Origin of the sequence: Nocardia sp. BMG111209 (genome assembly GCF_000381925.1) — a bacterium.
Taxonomy (GTDB): Bacteria; Actinomycetota; Actinomycetes; order Mycobacteriales; family Mycobacteriaceae; genus Nocardia.
Map to the genome: position 1 here is coordinate 1,303,654 of NZ_KB907309.1, position 15,211 is coordinate 1,318,864.

Annotated in this window: 11 protein-coding genes; 8 read left to right on the forward strand and 3 right to left on the reverse strand. The window is 70.0% G+C overall.

What is annotated here, in order from left to right; all coding sequences use genetic code 11:
* Positions 1 to 214 precede the first annotated feature (214 nt).
* The 5 genes from G361_RS0137110 (at position 215) to G361_RS0137130 (ending at position 6,038) form a co-directional block, all read left to right on the forward strand.
* Positions 215 to 1,249 carry a hypothetical protein gene (locus tag G361_RS0137110; protein WP_019932217.1) on the forward strand — a complete coding sequence of 345 codons (1,035 nt, stop codon included), beginning with the start codon at positions 215 to 217 and terminating at the stop codon, positions 1,247 to 1,249.
* Complete coding sequence (locus tag G361_RS0137115) at positions 1,236 to 2,996, forward strand: hypothetical protein (RefSeq protein ID WP_019932218.1); 1,761 nt, start codon at positions 1,236 to 1,238, stop codon at positions 2,994 to 2,996. Before G361_RS0137110 ends, G361_RS0137115 begins: the two co-directional genes overlap by 14 nt.
* Before the next feature lie 237 nt (positions 2,997 to 3,233).
* Positions 3,234 to 5,066, forward strand: coding sequence for a phosphoenolpyruvate carboxykinase (GTP) (locus G361_RS0137120; RefSeq protein WP_026343966.1), 1,833 nt, complete (start codon positions 3,234 to 3,236; stop codon positions 5,064 to 5,066).
* A gap of 294 nt (positions 5,067 to 5,360) precedes the next feature.
* A complete protein-coding gene (locus G361_RS0137125; RefSeq protein WP_155981968.1) occupies positions 5,361 to 5,579 on the forward strand; it encodes a hypothetical protein in 219 nt (72 codons plus the stop codon).
* Between the two features lie 159 nt (positions 5,580 to 5,738).
* The gene (locus tag G361_RS0137130) at positions 5,739 to 6,038 is read left to right on the forward strand and encodes a hypothetical protein (protein WP_019932221.1); all 300 of its coding nucleotides are present in this window, start codon (positions 5,739 to 5,741) and stop codon (positions 6,036 to 6,038) included.
* A gap of 33 nt (positions 6,039 to 6,071) precedes the next feature.
* On the opposite strand, the gene G361_RS0137135 is transcribed toward G361_RS0137130, so the two are convergent.
* On the reverse strand, positions 6,072 to 6,866 hold the full coding sequence (locus G361_RS0137135; RefSeq protein ID WP_019932222.1) for a class I SAM-dependent methyltransferase: 795 nt from the start codon (positions 6,864 to 6,866) through the stop codon (positions 6,072 to 6,074).
* A 232-nt stretch (positions 6,867 to 7,098) separates the two neighbouring features.
* Here G361_RS0137135 and G361_RS0137140 point away from each other — a divergent pair, with 232 nt between their 5' ends.
* Positions 7,099 to 8,274, forward strand: a complete 1,176-nt coding sequence (locus G361_RS0137140; RefSeq protein WP_019932223.1) for a glycosyltransferase family 4 protein — start codon at positions 7,099 to 7,101, stop codon at positions 8,272 to 8,274.
* 4 nt (positions 8,275 to 8,278) lie between these two features.
* Here G361_RS0137140 and G361_RS46060 read toward each other — a convergent pair whose 3' ends face one another.
* On the reverse strand, positions 8,279 to 10,066 hold the full coding sequence (locus G361_RS46060) for a hypothetical protein (RefSeq protein ID WP_231387202.1): 1,788 nt from the start codon (positions 10,064 to 10,066) through the stop codon (positions 8,279 to 8,281).
* A 1,043-nt stretch (positions 10,067 to 11,109) separates the two neighbouring features.
* Here G361_RS46060 and G361_RS0137150 point away from each other — a divergent pair.
* Complete coding sequence (locus tag G361_RS0137150) at positions 11,110 to 12,345, forward strand: polysaccharide biosynthesis protein (protein WP_026343967.1); 1,236 nt, start codon at positions 11,110 to 11,112, stop codon at positions 12,343 to 12,345.
* Positions 12,346 to 12,605: 260 nt separating this feature from the next.
* Here the strand turns inward: G361_RS0137150 and G361_RS0137155 are convergent, their stop codons facing one another.
* The gene (locus tag G361_RS0137155) at positions 12,606 to 13,733 is read right to left on the reverse strand and encodes a DUF3068 domain-containing protein (protein WP_019932226.1); all 1,128 of its coding nucleotides are present in this window, start codon (positions 13,731 to 13,733) and stop codon (positions 12,606 to 12,608) included.
* Positions 13,734 to 13,912: 179 nt separating this feature from the next.
* On the opposite strand from G361_RS0137155, the gene G361_RS0137160 reads away from it, so the two are divergent.
* Positions 13,913 to 15,139 carry an acyltransferase gene (locus G361_RS0137160; RefSeq protein ID WP_019932227.1) on the forward strand — a complete coding sequence of 409 codons (1,227 nt, stop codon included), beginning with the start codon at positions 13,913 to 13,915 and terminating at the stop codon, positions 15,137 to 15,139.
* Positions 15,140 to 15,211: the final 72 nt, after the last annotated feature.

Genomic DNA, 15,211 nt, shown 5'->3' on the forward strand with positions numbered 1-15,211 from the left:
CGCCGGTGTCGTATCCGGCCGAGGCGGGGTTGTACCCGGGCAGGATCGTGTCGTACCCGGCCGAGGTGATGGCGCGCCCGAGCAGGGCCGTGTCGCGCCCGGCCGAGGCGGTATGGCGCCGGGCCGAGGCGATATCGCACCTGGGCAAGGTGGTATCGCACCCGGTCAGGGCGGTGTCGCACCGGAACTCGACAGTCTGGCGGCGGACCTGCGAGTGAGCGCGGAACCCTCGATCGCCGCGGCCGCGACGAAGGCGATCGCCATCTGGCGCCGGCCGCCGCGTATCCGGGTCACCGGCCGGGCCCGAACCGGAAAGAGCACGCTGATCCGGGCACTGGCCCTGATGTCGGCCGAGGAGACCGCACCCGTCGACGAACCCGGCGCGCCGGATCCGGACCTCGGCGGGGATCTCGTCCTCTATGTACTCACCGGCACCCCGCAACCGGCCGACCGCCGAATCCTGGCGGCACTCCCGCCGGAACGCGTCCTGGCCGTGCTCAACAAAGCGGACGCGATCGGCACCCGCTGGTCCGACGCCGTCGCCGCGGCCGAACAGTACAGCCACGACCTGCGAGTCCCGGTGCTGCCGGTCACGGCGGAACTGGCCGCGCACACCCGCGGGGGCATCCCCTCCGACGACGACCTGCGCACCCTCCGGCGGCACCGCGACCGCGCGGGCACGGCCTTCACCCTGTCCCCGGAGCTGTTCACCTCCGCGACCGCCGGTCCGGACACCGCGGAGCGGGCCGCCGTCCTGGAACGCTGGGGCCTGCACGGCGTGGCCGTCGCCTCGATCGCCCTGCGGCACGAGCCGGACCTGAACCCGCGATCGCTGCTGCAACTGCTGCACGCCGCCTCGGGTATCGACGCGGTACACCTGCACCTGCACCGCCGCTACGAACGGCTGGCCGATCGCCGCGGCGGCGAACTGCTCGACGAGCTGACCAGGCTGGCCGCCCGGGCCGTGCGCACCGCCGACGGCTCCCGCGACCGCATCGAGGACTATCTGACGGGTCCCGAGGCGGCCCGGCTCGGCGTGCGCGCCGGCCAGGCACATCCCGGCATCGCACACCTCGCCACCGGCTACGCGGCCATCGCGCCGGACGATCCGGACGAGGCCCTCGCCCGAGCGCAACGCTGGCGGGCCGTCGCCTGCGGTGACCTACCCGCCTCGGCCCGCCGCGCCGCCCTCCGGGTCCATCACGGATATGTCCGGCTCTGGGAGCAGCTGACCCATGCCGGCCTCTGAGGTGGATCCCGGCACCGAGGCGAATCGGTCCGCCCCGCATGCCCTGCCCCGCGAAACTCGGGCCGGCGCAGTATCGGAGCTCGATCGGGACGACCACGCGCTGCCGGAGCACGGTCGAGACGACCACGCGCTGCCCGATTCCGGTCGAGACGATTACGCGCTGCTGGATTCCGGTCGGGACGATTACGCGCTGCCGGATTCCCGTCGGGACGAGCGGGCAGTGCCGGAGCTCGATCGGGACGAGCACGCATTGCCGGATCCCGATTCGGACGAGCGTGCACTGCCGGATTCCGATCCGGACGAGCATGCACTACCGGATCCCGATCCGGACGCGCCGTGGGCCGCCGTCGTGGCGCGCTGGAATCCGCAGGGCAGCGCGCTGCTACGTGCCGTCGCGGACGAGAGCGCCTGCGCCGCCGCACTTCTGATCGGCGCCGACGATGCCAACACCCTGCTGCTGCGCACCGAACTCGCCCGGCTCGAGCCGCGGGTTGAACTCGACGGTCCGGTCGCCGACCCGGCGCGGGCGTCCGCCGCGGTGGTCGCGGTGGTGGTGCTCGACGCCGGAAGTCCGCTCGGTGCGGGCACCCTCGCCCTGGTCGAGGAACTGCACACCGCCGGATCGCGAATGCTGTTCGTCCTCGACGGCACCCACGCCCATCCGGAATGGCCGGCGGTGGCCGATCGCGACCGTGAACTGCTCACGCCGGTGCTGGGTGCCCCGCCGGACCTGGTCCCGGTGTCCCCACGGCTGGCCGTCGCCGCCCGATCCGCCGCGGACCCCGCGCTGCTGGACCGGTCCGGACTGGCCGCGTTGCACGGCCGGTTGCTCGCCGCGACCGGCGGCGGCCGTTCGCACACCGCCGTGGACCGGGTGCTGGCCGAGACCCGGCAGCGCATCCGGGATCAGATGGCCGTCCTGACCTCGGGAGCCGAGGAGGCCCGGCTGCGCGCGGAACGAGCCGCGCTGACCGCGGATCGCGACGGCGGCCGCACCCGGGCCATGGCCACGCTCCGCAATCGCCTGCAGCTGGCCCGGGTCGAATTACTGCACGAGGCCGGCGCCCGGGTGCGCACCCTGCACGCCGCCGCGCGCACCGAACTCGACCGGCACGGCGTGCCCGGCTGCCCGGACCGGCTGCAACAGGCCGTCGACCGGCTCACCGCCGAACTGGACACGGTGGTCGCGGCCCGACTCGCCGAACTCGATCGGCAACTGACCGCACTGACCGAACCCGATTCCGGTCCGCCGCCCACCGCGCCGCCGCGTCCGGATCCACCGCCCGTGCTCGGCCCGGATCCCGAACCGCGGCATCGAGGTGTCGAGGACCACCTGATGGTGGCGCTCGGCGCGTCGGCCGGATTCGGCCTGGGCCGGTGGGTGGTAGCGCCATTGACAGCGCTGCCCGCTCTCCACTACGCCTCGGTGCCCGTGACCCTGCTGCTCGGTGGCGCGGTCGCCTACTGGGTCGTGCGAGCGCGCGGGCAGGTGGCCGACCGGGCGCACATGCGCCAATGGATTGCGGACGCCCTGGTGAACGTGCGGGCTCAGCTGGAGCAGCGGGTCGCGACGGCGCTGGTCGAAGCCGAATCCGAACTCACCGACCAGGTGGTGCGGGTGGGCACCGCGCGGGCGGTCGAGGCGGACCGCCGCGCCGCCGAGATCGCGGCACAGTTGCGCCGCCTCGCCACCGAGTCACCGGCCCGGCTGGCCGCCTGTGACCGGGATCTCGCCCTGTTGATGTAACACATCCCGGGGGATCGATGGTGCAGGTCTCGACCGAATACCGAGTGAGATACCCCATGCCGTACCAGGGGTCACATGGCGTTAACCTTTTTACTCAAGGAACCTGGTCGTCCGTTTCGTATCTGTATGCTGCCCGAGCCAGGGCGAGCTGCTGACCTTCGAGCCGGACGTCCGTCGCCAACGGTGGCAGCCCGGTGTCGCGAGCCGCCGGGGTGCTGCCCTTCTAGGGAGAGTTTTATGACCTCAGCGACCATTTCAGGTCTTCAGGGATCCGATGGCACCGCCCCTACCGAGCACACCGGGCTGCTCGCGTGGGTGCAGGAGGTCGCAGAGCTCACCCAGCCCGACCGGGTGGTCTGGGCCGACGGCTCCGACGAGGAGTGGGACCGCCTGACCGAACAGCTGGTGGCGGCCGGCACGTTCCAGCGGCTCAACGAGACGAAGAAGCCCAATTCCTTCCTGGCGCTCTCCGATCCCTCCGATGTGGCCCGGGTCGAGTCGCGCACCTACATCTGCTCCCGCGAGCAGGCCGACGCCGGCCCCACCAACAACTGGATCGATCCGGCCGAGATGCGCGCCACCATGACCGAGCTGTACCGCGGCTCGATGAAGGGCCGCACGATGTACGTGGTGCCCTTCTGTATGGGCCCGCTCGGCGCCGAGGATCCGAAACTGGGTGTGGAGCTCACCGATTCGGAGTACGTCGTGGTCTCCATGCGCGTGATGACCCGGATGGGCACCGCCGCGCTGGACAAGCTGGGCAAGGACAAGCCGTTCGTGAAGGCGCTGCATTCCGTCGGCGCCCCGCTGGCCAAGGGCCAGGCCGACGTGCCGTGGCCGTGCAACGACACCAAGTACATCACCCACTTCCCGGAGGACCGGGAGATCTGGAGCTACGGCTCCGGCTACGGCGGCAACGCGCTGCTGGGCAAGAAGTGCTACTCGCTGCGGATCGCCTCCGCCATGGCCCACGACGAGGGCTGGCTGGCCGAGCACATGCTGATCCTCAAGCTCATCTCGCCCGAGGGCAAGAACCACTACATCGCCGCCGCCTTCCCGAGCGCCTGCGGCAAGACCAACCTCGCGATGATCCAGCCGACCGTGCCGGGCTGGCGCGCCGAGACCCTGGGCGACGACATCGCCTGGATGCGGTTCGGCAAGGACGGCCGCCTGTACGCGGTGAATCCGGAGTTCGGCTTCTTCGGCGTCGCGCCGGGCACCAACCACAAGTCCAATCCGAACGCCATGGCGACCGTCGAGGCCGGTAACACCGTCTACACCAACGTCGCCAAGACCGACGACGGCGACGTGTGGTGGGAGGGCATGGAGGGCGAGCCCGATCACCTGATCGACTGGAAGGGCAACGACTGGTTCCTCCGCGAGACGGAGACCCTGGCCGCGCACCCGAATTCGCGGTACTGCACCCCGATGTCGCAGTGCCCGACCCTGGCCCCCGAATGGGACGATCCGCAGGGCGTGCCGATCTCGGCGATCCTGTTCGGCGGCCGGCGCAAGACCACGGTGCCGCTGGTGACCGAGTCGTTCGACTGGCAGCACGGCGTGTTCATGGGCGCCACGCTGTCCTCGGAGCAGACCGCCGCGGCCGAGGGCAAGGTCGGTTCCGTGCGCCGCGACCCGATGGCGATGCTGCCCTTCATGGGCTACCACGTCGGTGACTACCTGGGCCACTGGATCAACCTCGGCAAGAACGCCGACGCGCAGAAGCTGCCGAAGATCTTCTACGTCAACTGGTTCCGCCGCGGCGCCGACGGCCGCTTCCTGTGGCCCGGCTTCGGCGAGAACTCGCGCGTGCTGGAGTGGATCGTCAACCGCATCGAGGGCAGCGCGCAGGCCGTCCGGACCCCGGTCGGCCACGTGCCCACCGCCGGCGATCTCGACCTCGACGGCCTCGATGTCGCGCTCGCCGATGTCGACGAGGCGCTGAACGTCGACGCCGACGAGTGGCGCAAGGAGATCCCGCTGATCGAGGAGTGGTTCGAATTCATCGGCGACAAGCTGCCTTCGGGCGTGCGTGACGAATTCGAGGCGCTGAAGCAGCGGCTCGTATAAGTATCCGGCTTCTCCGGATTGCCCGCATCGGAGCGTGTTCCGATGCGGGCAATTCTTATTTTCCGGTCGGTTTGTTTCGCGCCGAATGTCCGGCTCACTATTGCGGGTCCGGATGTGACCACCCGCGATGCGCGATGTTTGCGGGGTGGTGCTTTATTGTGGGGGTGTTCTACCGTCTCATGACTCCACAGTTCGATTGCAAGCAATTAGCTGGTCGACTGGACCGAGAGCCTCGCCGCCGTTCGCGCCTTCGTCTCACCCGCGGCCGGTCGGGCCCGATGTGTGGGAGGTGGCATGACCGATACGACGTTCGGTGCACGGACAACCCCCGTGGCGGCCGATTCGGGGCATTCGACGACGAGTACACCGCTGCACCGGGCCGCCGGCCGGCTGCAGGCCGTACTGCCGCCGGGCTGGCGGGTCGACGTGGTCGACAGTGCGAAATCCCGCGACGCGGCGCCGCAACCGATTCTGCGGGTGCGGATGCCGGGAAATCGCCCCACTGCTTCATGACGCCGAGTTGATCTCGGGTATCACGCGAATGCGAAACCCTACCTGCCGGTTCGCTTTTCGACAAACGCACTATTGCGTTTCGCGCCGAACCGGAGCATGCTGGTAGCAACCTTCAGCTCCCGTTATTTCAAATGCAATTGCAGGGGAGGCGGCAGTCGCATGGCGGTGCAAGTGGTCGATCGATCGTTGATGACCAGTGATCAAACTCCACATCAGGCCCGGTGCGTGGGCGGTGGTGGCTGGGTGGTCTCGTATCTGCCCGGCCGCACATTGACCCTGGAACAGGCCACCGCGGCATTGCAGGCGGCCGAGGCGGTGTCCGCGGTGCGGGCGCTGGCCGATCGGGTGGGCCTGACCCCGCTCGAAACCATCGGCCTGGCCATGCAGGAGCCACCGTGGAGCGAACCGGCCCGGCTGGGTGGGCAACGGTTCTGGCGGCGGGGCCGGTTGGAACGGTGACGAACGGTCGCGGCAGCGGGGAAGCCGTCGCGACTATCCGGCCGGGTGCCGCTTGGCGACGACCACGACCAGGTTGCTGACCAGCAGTTCGCGCACCACCGGAATCCGGACCAGCCACCACGCCCAGTGCGGGTGATACCGCGGGAAGGTCGCGAGCACACGCGCTCGCGGCCGCACCCGTCCGGCCCAGCGCAGCCCGTCGGCGGCCCGGACCGGGAACAGCGAGACGCCGAAGCGATTCTTCGGTTCCCGGCCGTGGCGCCGGCGATACCGCCGGGCGGCGAATTCCCCGCCCAGGTAGTGCCACGGGCCGGTCTCGTGCCCGCCGAACGGCCCCAGCCATACCGTGTACGAAAAGACAACCAGCCCACCGGGTTTGGTGACCCGCAACATCTCCTCGGCCATCAGCCACGGATCCGGAACGTGCTCGGCCACATTCGAGGACACGCACACGTCCACCGCGTCGTCGCGGAACGGCAGGGCCATCCCGGAACCGCGCACCGTGCCCGCGACCACCCGTCCGGCGGCGTGCATCTCGGCCGGATCCGGCTCCACCGGCAGATAACGCGCGCCCCGCGCCCCGAATTCGTCGGCGAAATAGCCGGGCCCGCCGCCGACGTCGAGCACCGTGACACCGGTGAGGTCCCGGCCGGTGCGATCCCGGTGGAAATCGGCGACCAGATCCGCGGTGTCCGCGGCGATACCGCCGTAGAACCGGGCCGGATCGGTCTGCTCGAAGCGGAAACTGCCCAGCAGGCGCAGCGATCGGGTGAGGGTGGCCCGGCGCGCGAAACTCGGGGCGGGTGGTGTGGCGGCGGCTCGAAGCATGGCGAACCAGTTTTACACAGCGGTACCGGGTTGGATCGCCGCCGCGTCGCTGGATCGTCGCTGTGGTGCGGCGGACACACGAGCTGTGGTGCGGCGGGCACACGCGTTGTAGTGCGGCGGACACACGCGGTGGCGGTGACCGGATCGCGAGGGTCGGCGGTTAGGGTTTGCGGTTAGGGTTTACCGAACTGTCGTCCGCTGTCCGTCCGAGCGCAATCGGGAGATGCTTGCCGTGCGTGAAGTACTACTGCTGTGCTGGCGCGATTCCGGGCATCCCCAGGGCGGCGGTAGTGAACGGTACCTCGAGCGGGTCGGGGAGCAGCTGGCCGAGCGCGGTGTGCGCGTGACCTTGCGTACCGCACGATATCCCGGCGCGGCGAAGCGGGAACGCGCCGGCGGGCTGGAGATCAGCCGGGCCGGCGGCCGATTCACGGTCTACCCGCGGGCACTGGCGGCGATCGTGGCCGGTCGCCTCGGCGTCGGCCCACTGCGCGGACTGCGACCGGACGCCGTGATCGACACGCAGAACGGCATCCCCTTCTTCGCCCGGATCGCCACCGCCGCACCCGTCGTGGTGCTGGTGCATCACGGCCATCGCGAACAGTGGCCGGTGGCCGGTCGGCTCGTGGGCCGGATCGGCTGGTGGATCGAATCGCGGCTGTCGCCACGGGTGCACCGCCGCAGCCAGTATCTGACCGTATCGCTGCCGTCGGCGGAGGAACTGGCCGTACTCGGCGTCGAGCGCTCCCGAATCGCGGTGGTGCGCAACGGTATCGATCCGGTGCCGGACCCCGCGCCGATCGGCGGCGCGCCGACCCGGACCGCGACGCCGCGCCTGGTCGTACTGTCCCGGCTGGTGCCGCACAAGCAGATCGAGGACGCCTTCGCCGTGACCGCGGCCCTGCGCGCGCACATCCCCGAACTGGAACTGGACGTCATCGGCGACGGCTGGTGGGCCGGCAACCTGAGAAACCATGCGCGGCAACTCGGTATCGCCGATGCCGTCACCTTCCACGGCCACGTCGACGAGGCCCGCAAACACGAACTGCTGTCCCGCGCCTGGGTGCACGTCCTGCCCTCGCGCAAGGAGGGTTGGGGCCTGGCGGTGGTGGAGGCCGCCCAGCACGGCGTCGCGACCGTCGGCTACCGCCACTCGCGCGGCCTCACCGATTCCGTCGTCGACGGGGTCACCGGCATGCTGGTCGACGATGTCGACGGGCTCACCGAAGCGGTCGGCGAACTGCTCACCGAACACGGCGTGCGCGCGGTGATGGGGGAGAAGGCACGGGCCCGCGCGCAGGAATTCTCTTGGGCGCACACCGGATACGGCGTGCACCGGGTACTGGCCGCGGCGATGCGCGGCGAATACGTCACCGGCCTGGTCGCCGGTCGCACCGGCGAATCCTGACGGGTCACCGCCGGCGGATCGCACTCCCGGCCGCGGCCGCCGCCCCGGCCAGCACCAGCAGCGCCCACAACAGATGCGCCGCGATGGCGCTGTCCCGGTGCAGCGCAGTCGGTGTCGCCGCCGCGAGGACCGGACCCGGCACCCGATACAACGCCAGATCCCCGTCGGTGAAGACCGAATCCAGTTGTGCCAGTGTGTCGGCCGAGTCACCGTCGGGCCCCGGCGAGGTGCGCTCCACCAGCACCCAGCCCACTCCCCGTTCCGCCAGCCGCGCGGGTGGATCCCCGTGCAACAGCGCCTGTTCCACCTCCCGCGCCCGGCTGCTCTCCCCGGCCACCACCCGGCCGCGCACCGGAAGTTCGCCGGTTTGCAGGACATCGCTGGGCAGCAGTCGCGGCGCCGGGTCCAGCACCGGCACCGATCCGCTGAACGGGAACTGCCGGAACATCCCGCCCGGCAGCACCGCGACATCGCCCGGACCGTCGATCAGGGCGGCGACCCGCTGCCAGCCCGCCGGATAGTGCACCGGACGCAACTCACCACCGGCGCCCCAGGCCAGATCCGGCAGGGTGGCCAGCAGCAGGATGATGAAAAGTATTGCGGCCAAAGGTGATCCACGCAGCACAGCGGGAGCTCGAGGTTCCGCCGAGGGAAGTTCGTTGTCCCCGTGCTCATCCGGCGCGCCGAGCACCGGGATCAGCCGGCAGCCACTCGCCGCGCACAGCGCGTAAGCGGGCATCGCCAGCGCCACATACTTCTGGGTATCCCGGAGCAGCCCCGCCCCCGGCACATGCTCGACCAGGAATTCCCCGGCCTGGATCCCCCATCCGGTCGCACCCAGCGCGGGCCCCGCGATCGCCACCGCCGCCAGCACCAGCAGTGTCCGCCGATCCCGCAGCGTGTCCCGATCCCCGCCGGTGGCCACCCACCGGAGCCCCGCCGCCACCATCACCAGCAGCGCGAGCGTGCCGGCCAACGCGAAAAGCGTTGTGCGAGAACCTGGTACCGCCGCAGAATTCCATATCCCGCCGAGCCCCGCGAGACTACCCAGCGTCCCCAGACCCGGTTCGGCCCGCGCCGCGAAGGCCGCGACCCCCGCCGGATCCGAGGTGTCGGACCCCGTCCCGGCCAGCGCACTGGCCGCCAGCCACGGCAGCGCGCCGAGACACCACAACACCAGCACACCCACCACGCGCCGCCCGACCAGCGCGAGCGCCACGATCCCCGACAACAGCGCACCGGTCGGCGTCAGCCCCGCGGCCGCCAGGCACCCACCCAGCATCGCCCAGCGCGACGCCGATGGTCCGGCCACCCGATCGGCCCGGCGAATCCGCCGCGCCGCCAACGCAGTCCACGGCAACGCGGCATATCCGGTCAGCAGACTCCAATGCCCCTGCAACAACCGCTCCGCCACGAACGGATTCCACAACGCCACGGTCGCCGCCACCAATTGCGGGCCGAGCGTGGCCGCCAGCAACTCCCGCGCCAGCGCCGCCGCACCCCAACCGGCCGCCCACAGCGCCATCACCAGGATCACCTTGACCGCCACCCCGCCGTCGGCCACCGCCGACACCGCCGCCAGCAGCGCATCCTGCGGCACCGCCCGCGGCGCCGCGTCGCCGAGCCCGAGCGCCGTATCGGTGAGATGAGACCGCGGCGTACTCACCGCATCGCGGAACAGCAGATACCCCCGGCCCAGTAACGGACCCACGATGACCAGCGCCACCACCAGGCTGTAGAGAGCGGGAACCGGCCGCACCCACTCGATCTCCCGCCGTCCGCCGCCAGTCACGATCTGCCACCCTACGGGTTCGGGCCGCCCGCCCGGCGCATCGCGCACACGGGTCGCGCCGCGCACCGCTCACCCGAACCCGCAATTCGATTCGCCGCCAACAGCACTGCGAGTGCGGATATGCCGCTCGGTCCGGCGCCCACGCTGTCTCACCGTGCGTCGCGTCTCGTGCCGAGCCCAGCCAGGAGAATCGTCGGGACCTCTGACGTGAAACGCACGACGCCCACATGTGCTGCCGAGTCCAGTGCAAGCTGTGCGGAAATTGTTGCCTGGCGCATTTGTGCACATGTTGCGTAGTTGTGCACAAGTTGCGAGTGGCTTCATCGAAAGCTGTGGACAGACACCCTCCGGCCCTGTGCATGAAATGTGGTCCGATGTGGATGGTGAGCAGCCCGTTCGAGGTCGTGACGGGCCTCTGCCGAGCGCCGCCCTCCTTCCGGAACTCGCTGGGCGACAGCGCGGTCGGCGCGACGGAACAAATACCACTGAGATGCCGGGAGTAGTGAGTCAGAAGGTGTGGATAGACGGCATCCGGTCTGTCGCCGAGGGTGCATGCCGACGGCCGTTCGGTGTCCGGATGCTGCGTCCGATCGCGGCCGAGGTGACCGGAACACGTGTTGTACAGATGTCAGGAGGCGTCGGTTAGAAAGCTGTGGATAGATCGGCCTCCGGCCTGTCGGTGAAATGCGTCTGGGCATGCATGCCAATGGCTGTTCGGTGTCGAGGCGCTGTGGCGGCCTCTGCTCGGCGCGCCGGAACGGAGCTCGGCGGCCGTCCAACCCCTCGAGACTCCCCACCGCCAGGCCGCGCGCATAGACCGTGGACAGCACAGAGATGTCGGGCGGCATCGGCCGAAAGGTGTGGATAAGTCGGCCCGGTCGTCGGTGACGTGCAATCGCGCGTGCCTGTCGACGGCCGTTCGGTGGTGGGTGCCGTGGCGGTCGCTGTCGGGCGTGATCGGTGTCGACCAAACGAGCCTCGCGGAGATGTCGGGCGGCGTCGGTCCGAGTGGTGTGTTCTCGCCGGGGCGAACGGGTGGCAGCATGGGCGGGGTGTCCGTCACCAGTCGCCTCCCCGTCATCGCGGACGTGACGTTGGTGACCGCGGGTGCGATGACGGCCAATGCCGCCGGTTACCTGCTGCAACTGCTGGCCGGCCGCTGGTTGGGGGTGACCGGCTACGGCGAGTTCGCGAGCCTGCTGGCGGTCCAGTTGATGTGTGCCGTACCGGCCTTGGCGTTGCAGAACGTGGTGGCGCGGGAACTCGTCCGGGGCGCTTCGGCCGCGGCGCTGTGGCGACTGGTGTGGCGATGCGCGGCGCTGGTCGCGCTGGCCGCAGTGGTGTTGGTGCCGGTCGTGACCTGGTTGTTGCAGGTCGGAGTTGCCGCTGCGGCGGGTGCGCTGGGGGCGGCGCCGTTGTTGGTGGTCATCTCCGGCGGCCAAGGGGTCCTGCAAGGCGGGGACCGGTTCAGGGCGCTGGCATTCGTGCTGGCGGGCACCGGGATTGCCCGCGTCGTGCCTGCGGTGTTCGCGCTGGCCGCCGGTTTCGGAGCCGCTGCCGCCCTCTGGGCCACCGCGGCCGGATACGGAATCGCCGCTGTCGGCGCCTGCGCCGCCGGTCAACCGACCCGGTCACTGGCGAGCCTGCGCGAATCCCTCCGCGATCGCACGCCGCGCACCACGGGATTCGGTGTCGGCACCGTGCTGCGCGCCGCGCAGGTCCAGGCGGCGCTGATGGCCCTGTCCTCTGCGGATCTCATCATCGCGAGGGTGGTGCTCGACAGTTCGGACGCCGGGCGATACGCGCTGGGCTCGATCGCCGCCAAGATCGCGTTCTGGTTGCCGCAGGCGATCGGCGTGGTGCTGTATCCCCGCATGGCACAGCCACATTCGTCCGCCCGCGCGATCCGTGACGCACTCGGCGTGCTGTCCGCGGTCGGCGCGGTGGCGGTGGTCGGCGCGGCGGCCCTGGCACCGCTGGCACCGGTGCTGGCCGGCCACGACTACGCTCCGATCGTCGACCTGCTGTGGCTGTTCGCACTCGACGGCGCGCTGCTCGCCCTGTTGCAAGGCGCGCTGCTGTCGGCCATCGCCGTCGACCGCACCGCCCTCGCCACGGCCACCTGGATCGGCCTGATCGTGGAGGTCTCGGTCCAGCTGATCGCCGCCCGATCCCCCTCGGCCCTGATCGGCATCGCGACCAGCGTGGCCGCCGCCGTCACTGCCGTCATCGTCATCGTGGTCCTGCGCTCGGCGCGCCGAATCGAAGTGCCCGCGTAGCGAGGCACGCCGCCCTGTGGAGACGCCGCCCTGTGGAGACGCCGCCCTGTGGAGACGCCGCCCTGTGGAGACGCCGCCCTGTGGAGAAAAGTCCGCTGCGCTGCTGCCAGGTACACGACTCTGTGGATAAGTGCGGGTGGTGCTTCTCCTTATATATATGTGCGCTGTTCGATGCCGGGCAGCGCACGAGTCCGGTCGAGACGAAACGCAGCGGCCCCCGGGAGTCCCGGGGGCCGCTGGAAAGTTCGGAAGTGCTGGGGTCAGCGCTGTTCGCGCAGGTCGATCTGCTGGGTGGGGGCGTCGGAGTATGCGTCGCCGGGAGCGGGGCGGGGGGCGTGGCGGCCGCCCACCGGGGCGGTGCGTCCGCCGCGGTCGCCGAGCAGGCCCAGTGCCAGGCCCGCGATGAGGGCCAGTGCGCCGAGGATGCCGAAGATGATCGGCAGGATCCGGCTGTACAGGGACAGCTTGTCGATGTTGTCCTTGGCGATCTTGATCTGCGAGTCGATGGTGTTGTCGTCGAACTTCAGGGTCGACTTCAGCGCGGTGACCTCGGGCTTGTCGGCGCTGCGGGCGTAGAAGAAGTTGAGGGCCTCGGAGCCGTCGATGATGGTGCCGGTCTGCGGCTCCACCCACACCTCACGGACGTTGGTGTAGAAGCGGCTCATCGTGATGTCGCCCTCTTCGTCCAGGCCCCACTTCGCCGCCGGCAGGGTCAGCTTGTTGGTCGGCGAGTTCACGACCTTGGACAGATCGGTCGCCGGAACCTGCTGGTGGAAGTGGTAGACCTTGGTGTTGTTGATCTCCGATTCCTCGACGAACTCCATGTCGTACGACTTGCGAGTGTTGCTGTCGAAGTACGGGTAGGTCTTCTTCTCGGTGCCGATCGGGAACCGGTATTCCAGACCGGTGTGCTGCACCGGGTCGGCGATGCTGTTGCCCTTGGCGTCGACGTTCGCGGCGATCGAACCGTTGGGGTCCGTGTCCACCGGCATACCGGTCTTGCGGTCGATGGTGACCCGGTCGACGATCGCGGAGAGCAGGCCGGTATCACCCTGTTTGTCGATGCGGCGCAGAGTCTGACCGTTCTGGATGGTCATCTTGTTCTTGTCCGAGGGATCCTCGACGGTGAGGAAGCGCTGCGAGATCAGCGGCACCTTGGTGTCGACCTTGGCCGGTCCGGTACCGGAAGTCAGTGATTTCGCGTCCAGGACCTCGCTGGTCACATCCGCCGGATTCTTGCCGACGGTGGTGATCTCGAGGTCGAGAGGAGTTTTCGCCACCCGTGAGACGGTGAACGTAGGGATCAGAATGGCTGCGACGATCAGCAGCGCGCCGATTCCTACGAGCAGGCAGGCCAGCGTCCTCCTGGTACCGGCACTGAGTGCCATGCGAAATCTCCTCGTCGTCGAACAGGTTGTCCCGGGTGAACCCTACGGCCCTCGGTACGGCACGCGTGAGCCCCGACACTAACAGCCCGGCTCCGCAAACACGCCAGGTGCGCGGCCGGAAACGCCGACAAACCCGCCACAAATGCCACTCGGCGCGGTATACGGCAGACTGAAACCCGATGACCACAACCGTGACACCGCAGGCCGACCCGGTATCGGCGCTGTCGACGATCCCGGTTCCGGTCGGGGCGGCCACGCCGGATACGACCGGATTCCGTGACCCGAGCGGGGAATCCGGCGCACCGCGCGGATTCGTGGCCGCCCTGGAGGGTATGCGCGGGCTGGCCGCGCTCGGGGTCGTGATCACCCACGTGGCGTTCGAGACCGGGGCCACCGGCACGCCGGTGCTGGGCCGGATCTGGGACCGCTTCGGGATGGCGGTCGCGGTGTTCTTCGCGTTGTCGGGCTTCCTGTTGTGGCGGCCGCACGCTGCGGCGGCGCGCGGCGGCGACACCGCGCCCGGGGCCCGCCGGTACCTGCTGCATCGCGCGGCCCGGATCCTGCCCGCGTACTGGGTGGTGGTGTGCGCGGTCCTGATTCTGCTGCCGACCGCCGTCCACCCCGGCAGCGTCAAACTGTGGCTGGCCAACCTGGCCCTGTTGCAGGTGTACGTGCCGCTCACCCTCACCGACGGCTTGACCCAGATGTGGAGTCTGTCGGTCGAGGCGGCGTTCTACCTGGTCCTGCCGGTGCTGGCCCTCGCCCTGCGACGACTGCGCGGCCCGGCGGCCCGGTGGCGGGCGCCGATCCTGCTCACCCTCGCACTGGTGAGCCTGATCTGGAATTTCCTGCCCGTCCCCACCCCCGCGGGCACCTACGCCGACAACTGGCTGCCCGCCTACCTGCCCTGGTTCGCCGCCGGAATGCTGCTGGCGGAACTGGTCGACATCGCACACCGCGCGACCGAACCCCCGCGCTGGCAGCGCCTGCTGGGCAACCGGTGGCCGATGTGGGCGGCGGCGTCGACCGCATTCCTGCTGTCCGCGACCGTCATCGCGGGCCCGCCAGGACTGCAGCGGGCCGCGCCGGGACAGTACGCGACGAAGATGGCCCTGGGCGCCGTCGTCGGATTCGGCCTGTTGGCGCCGCTGGTACTCGGCACCGGCCGGCACCGCTGGCTCGGCGGCCGGATCGCGGCCGCCGTCGGCCGCTGGTCCTACGGCATCTTCATCTGGCATCTGGCGGTGCTGACGATGATGTTCCCGATGTTCGGCTTCCTGCCCTTCTCCGGCGGCTTCCTGCACGTACTGGCCCTGACCGTCTGCTTCACCCTCCCCCTCGCCGCCGTCAGCTACGCCCTCGTCGAAGAACCAGCCCGCCGCTGGGTCCGCCGCCGCTTCGGCTGAATCGCCCGCCGGAGCGCGACAGGTCGGCAGCCGAGCATTGCCGGCATTCGTCGTCCCTCCGGTCACGGCAGC

Excerpts from the sequence above, each read along its gene's own strand:
- G361_RS0137115 (WP_019932218.1), top strand. The coding sequence starts at position 1,236 with ATGCCGGCCTCTGAGGTGGATCCCGGCACCGAGGCGAATCGGTCCGCC.
- G361_RS0137120 (WP_026343966.1), top strand. The coding sequence starts at position 3,234 with ATGACCTCAGCGACCATTTCAGGTCTTCAGGGATCCGATGGCACCGCC.
- G361_RS0137125 (WP_155981968.1), top strand. The coding sequence starts at position 5,361 with ATGACCGATACGACGTTCGGTGCACGGACAACCCCCGTGGCGGCCGAT.
- G361_RS0137130 (WP_019932221.1), top strand. The coding sequence starts at position 5,739 with ATGGCGGTGCAAGTGGTCGATCGATCGTTGATGACCAGTGATCAAACT.
- G361_RS0137135 (WP_019932222.1), bottom strand. The coding sequence starts at position 6,866 with ATGCTTCGAGCCGCCGCCACACCACCCGCCCCGAGTTTCGCGCGCCGG.
- G361_RS0137150 (WP_026343967.1), top strand. The coding sequence starts at position 11,110 with ATGGGCGGGGTGTCCGTCACCAGTCGCCTCCCCGTCATCGCGGACGTG.
- G361_RS0137155 (WP_019932226.1), bottom strand. The coding sequence starts at position 13,733 with ATGGCACTCAGTGCCGGTACCAGGAGGACGCTGGCCTGCCTGCTCGTA.
- G361_RS0137160 (WP_019932227.1), top strand. The coding sequence starts at position 13,913 with ATGACCACAACCGTGACACCGCAGGCCGACCCGGTATCGGCGCTGTCG.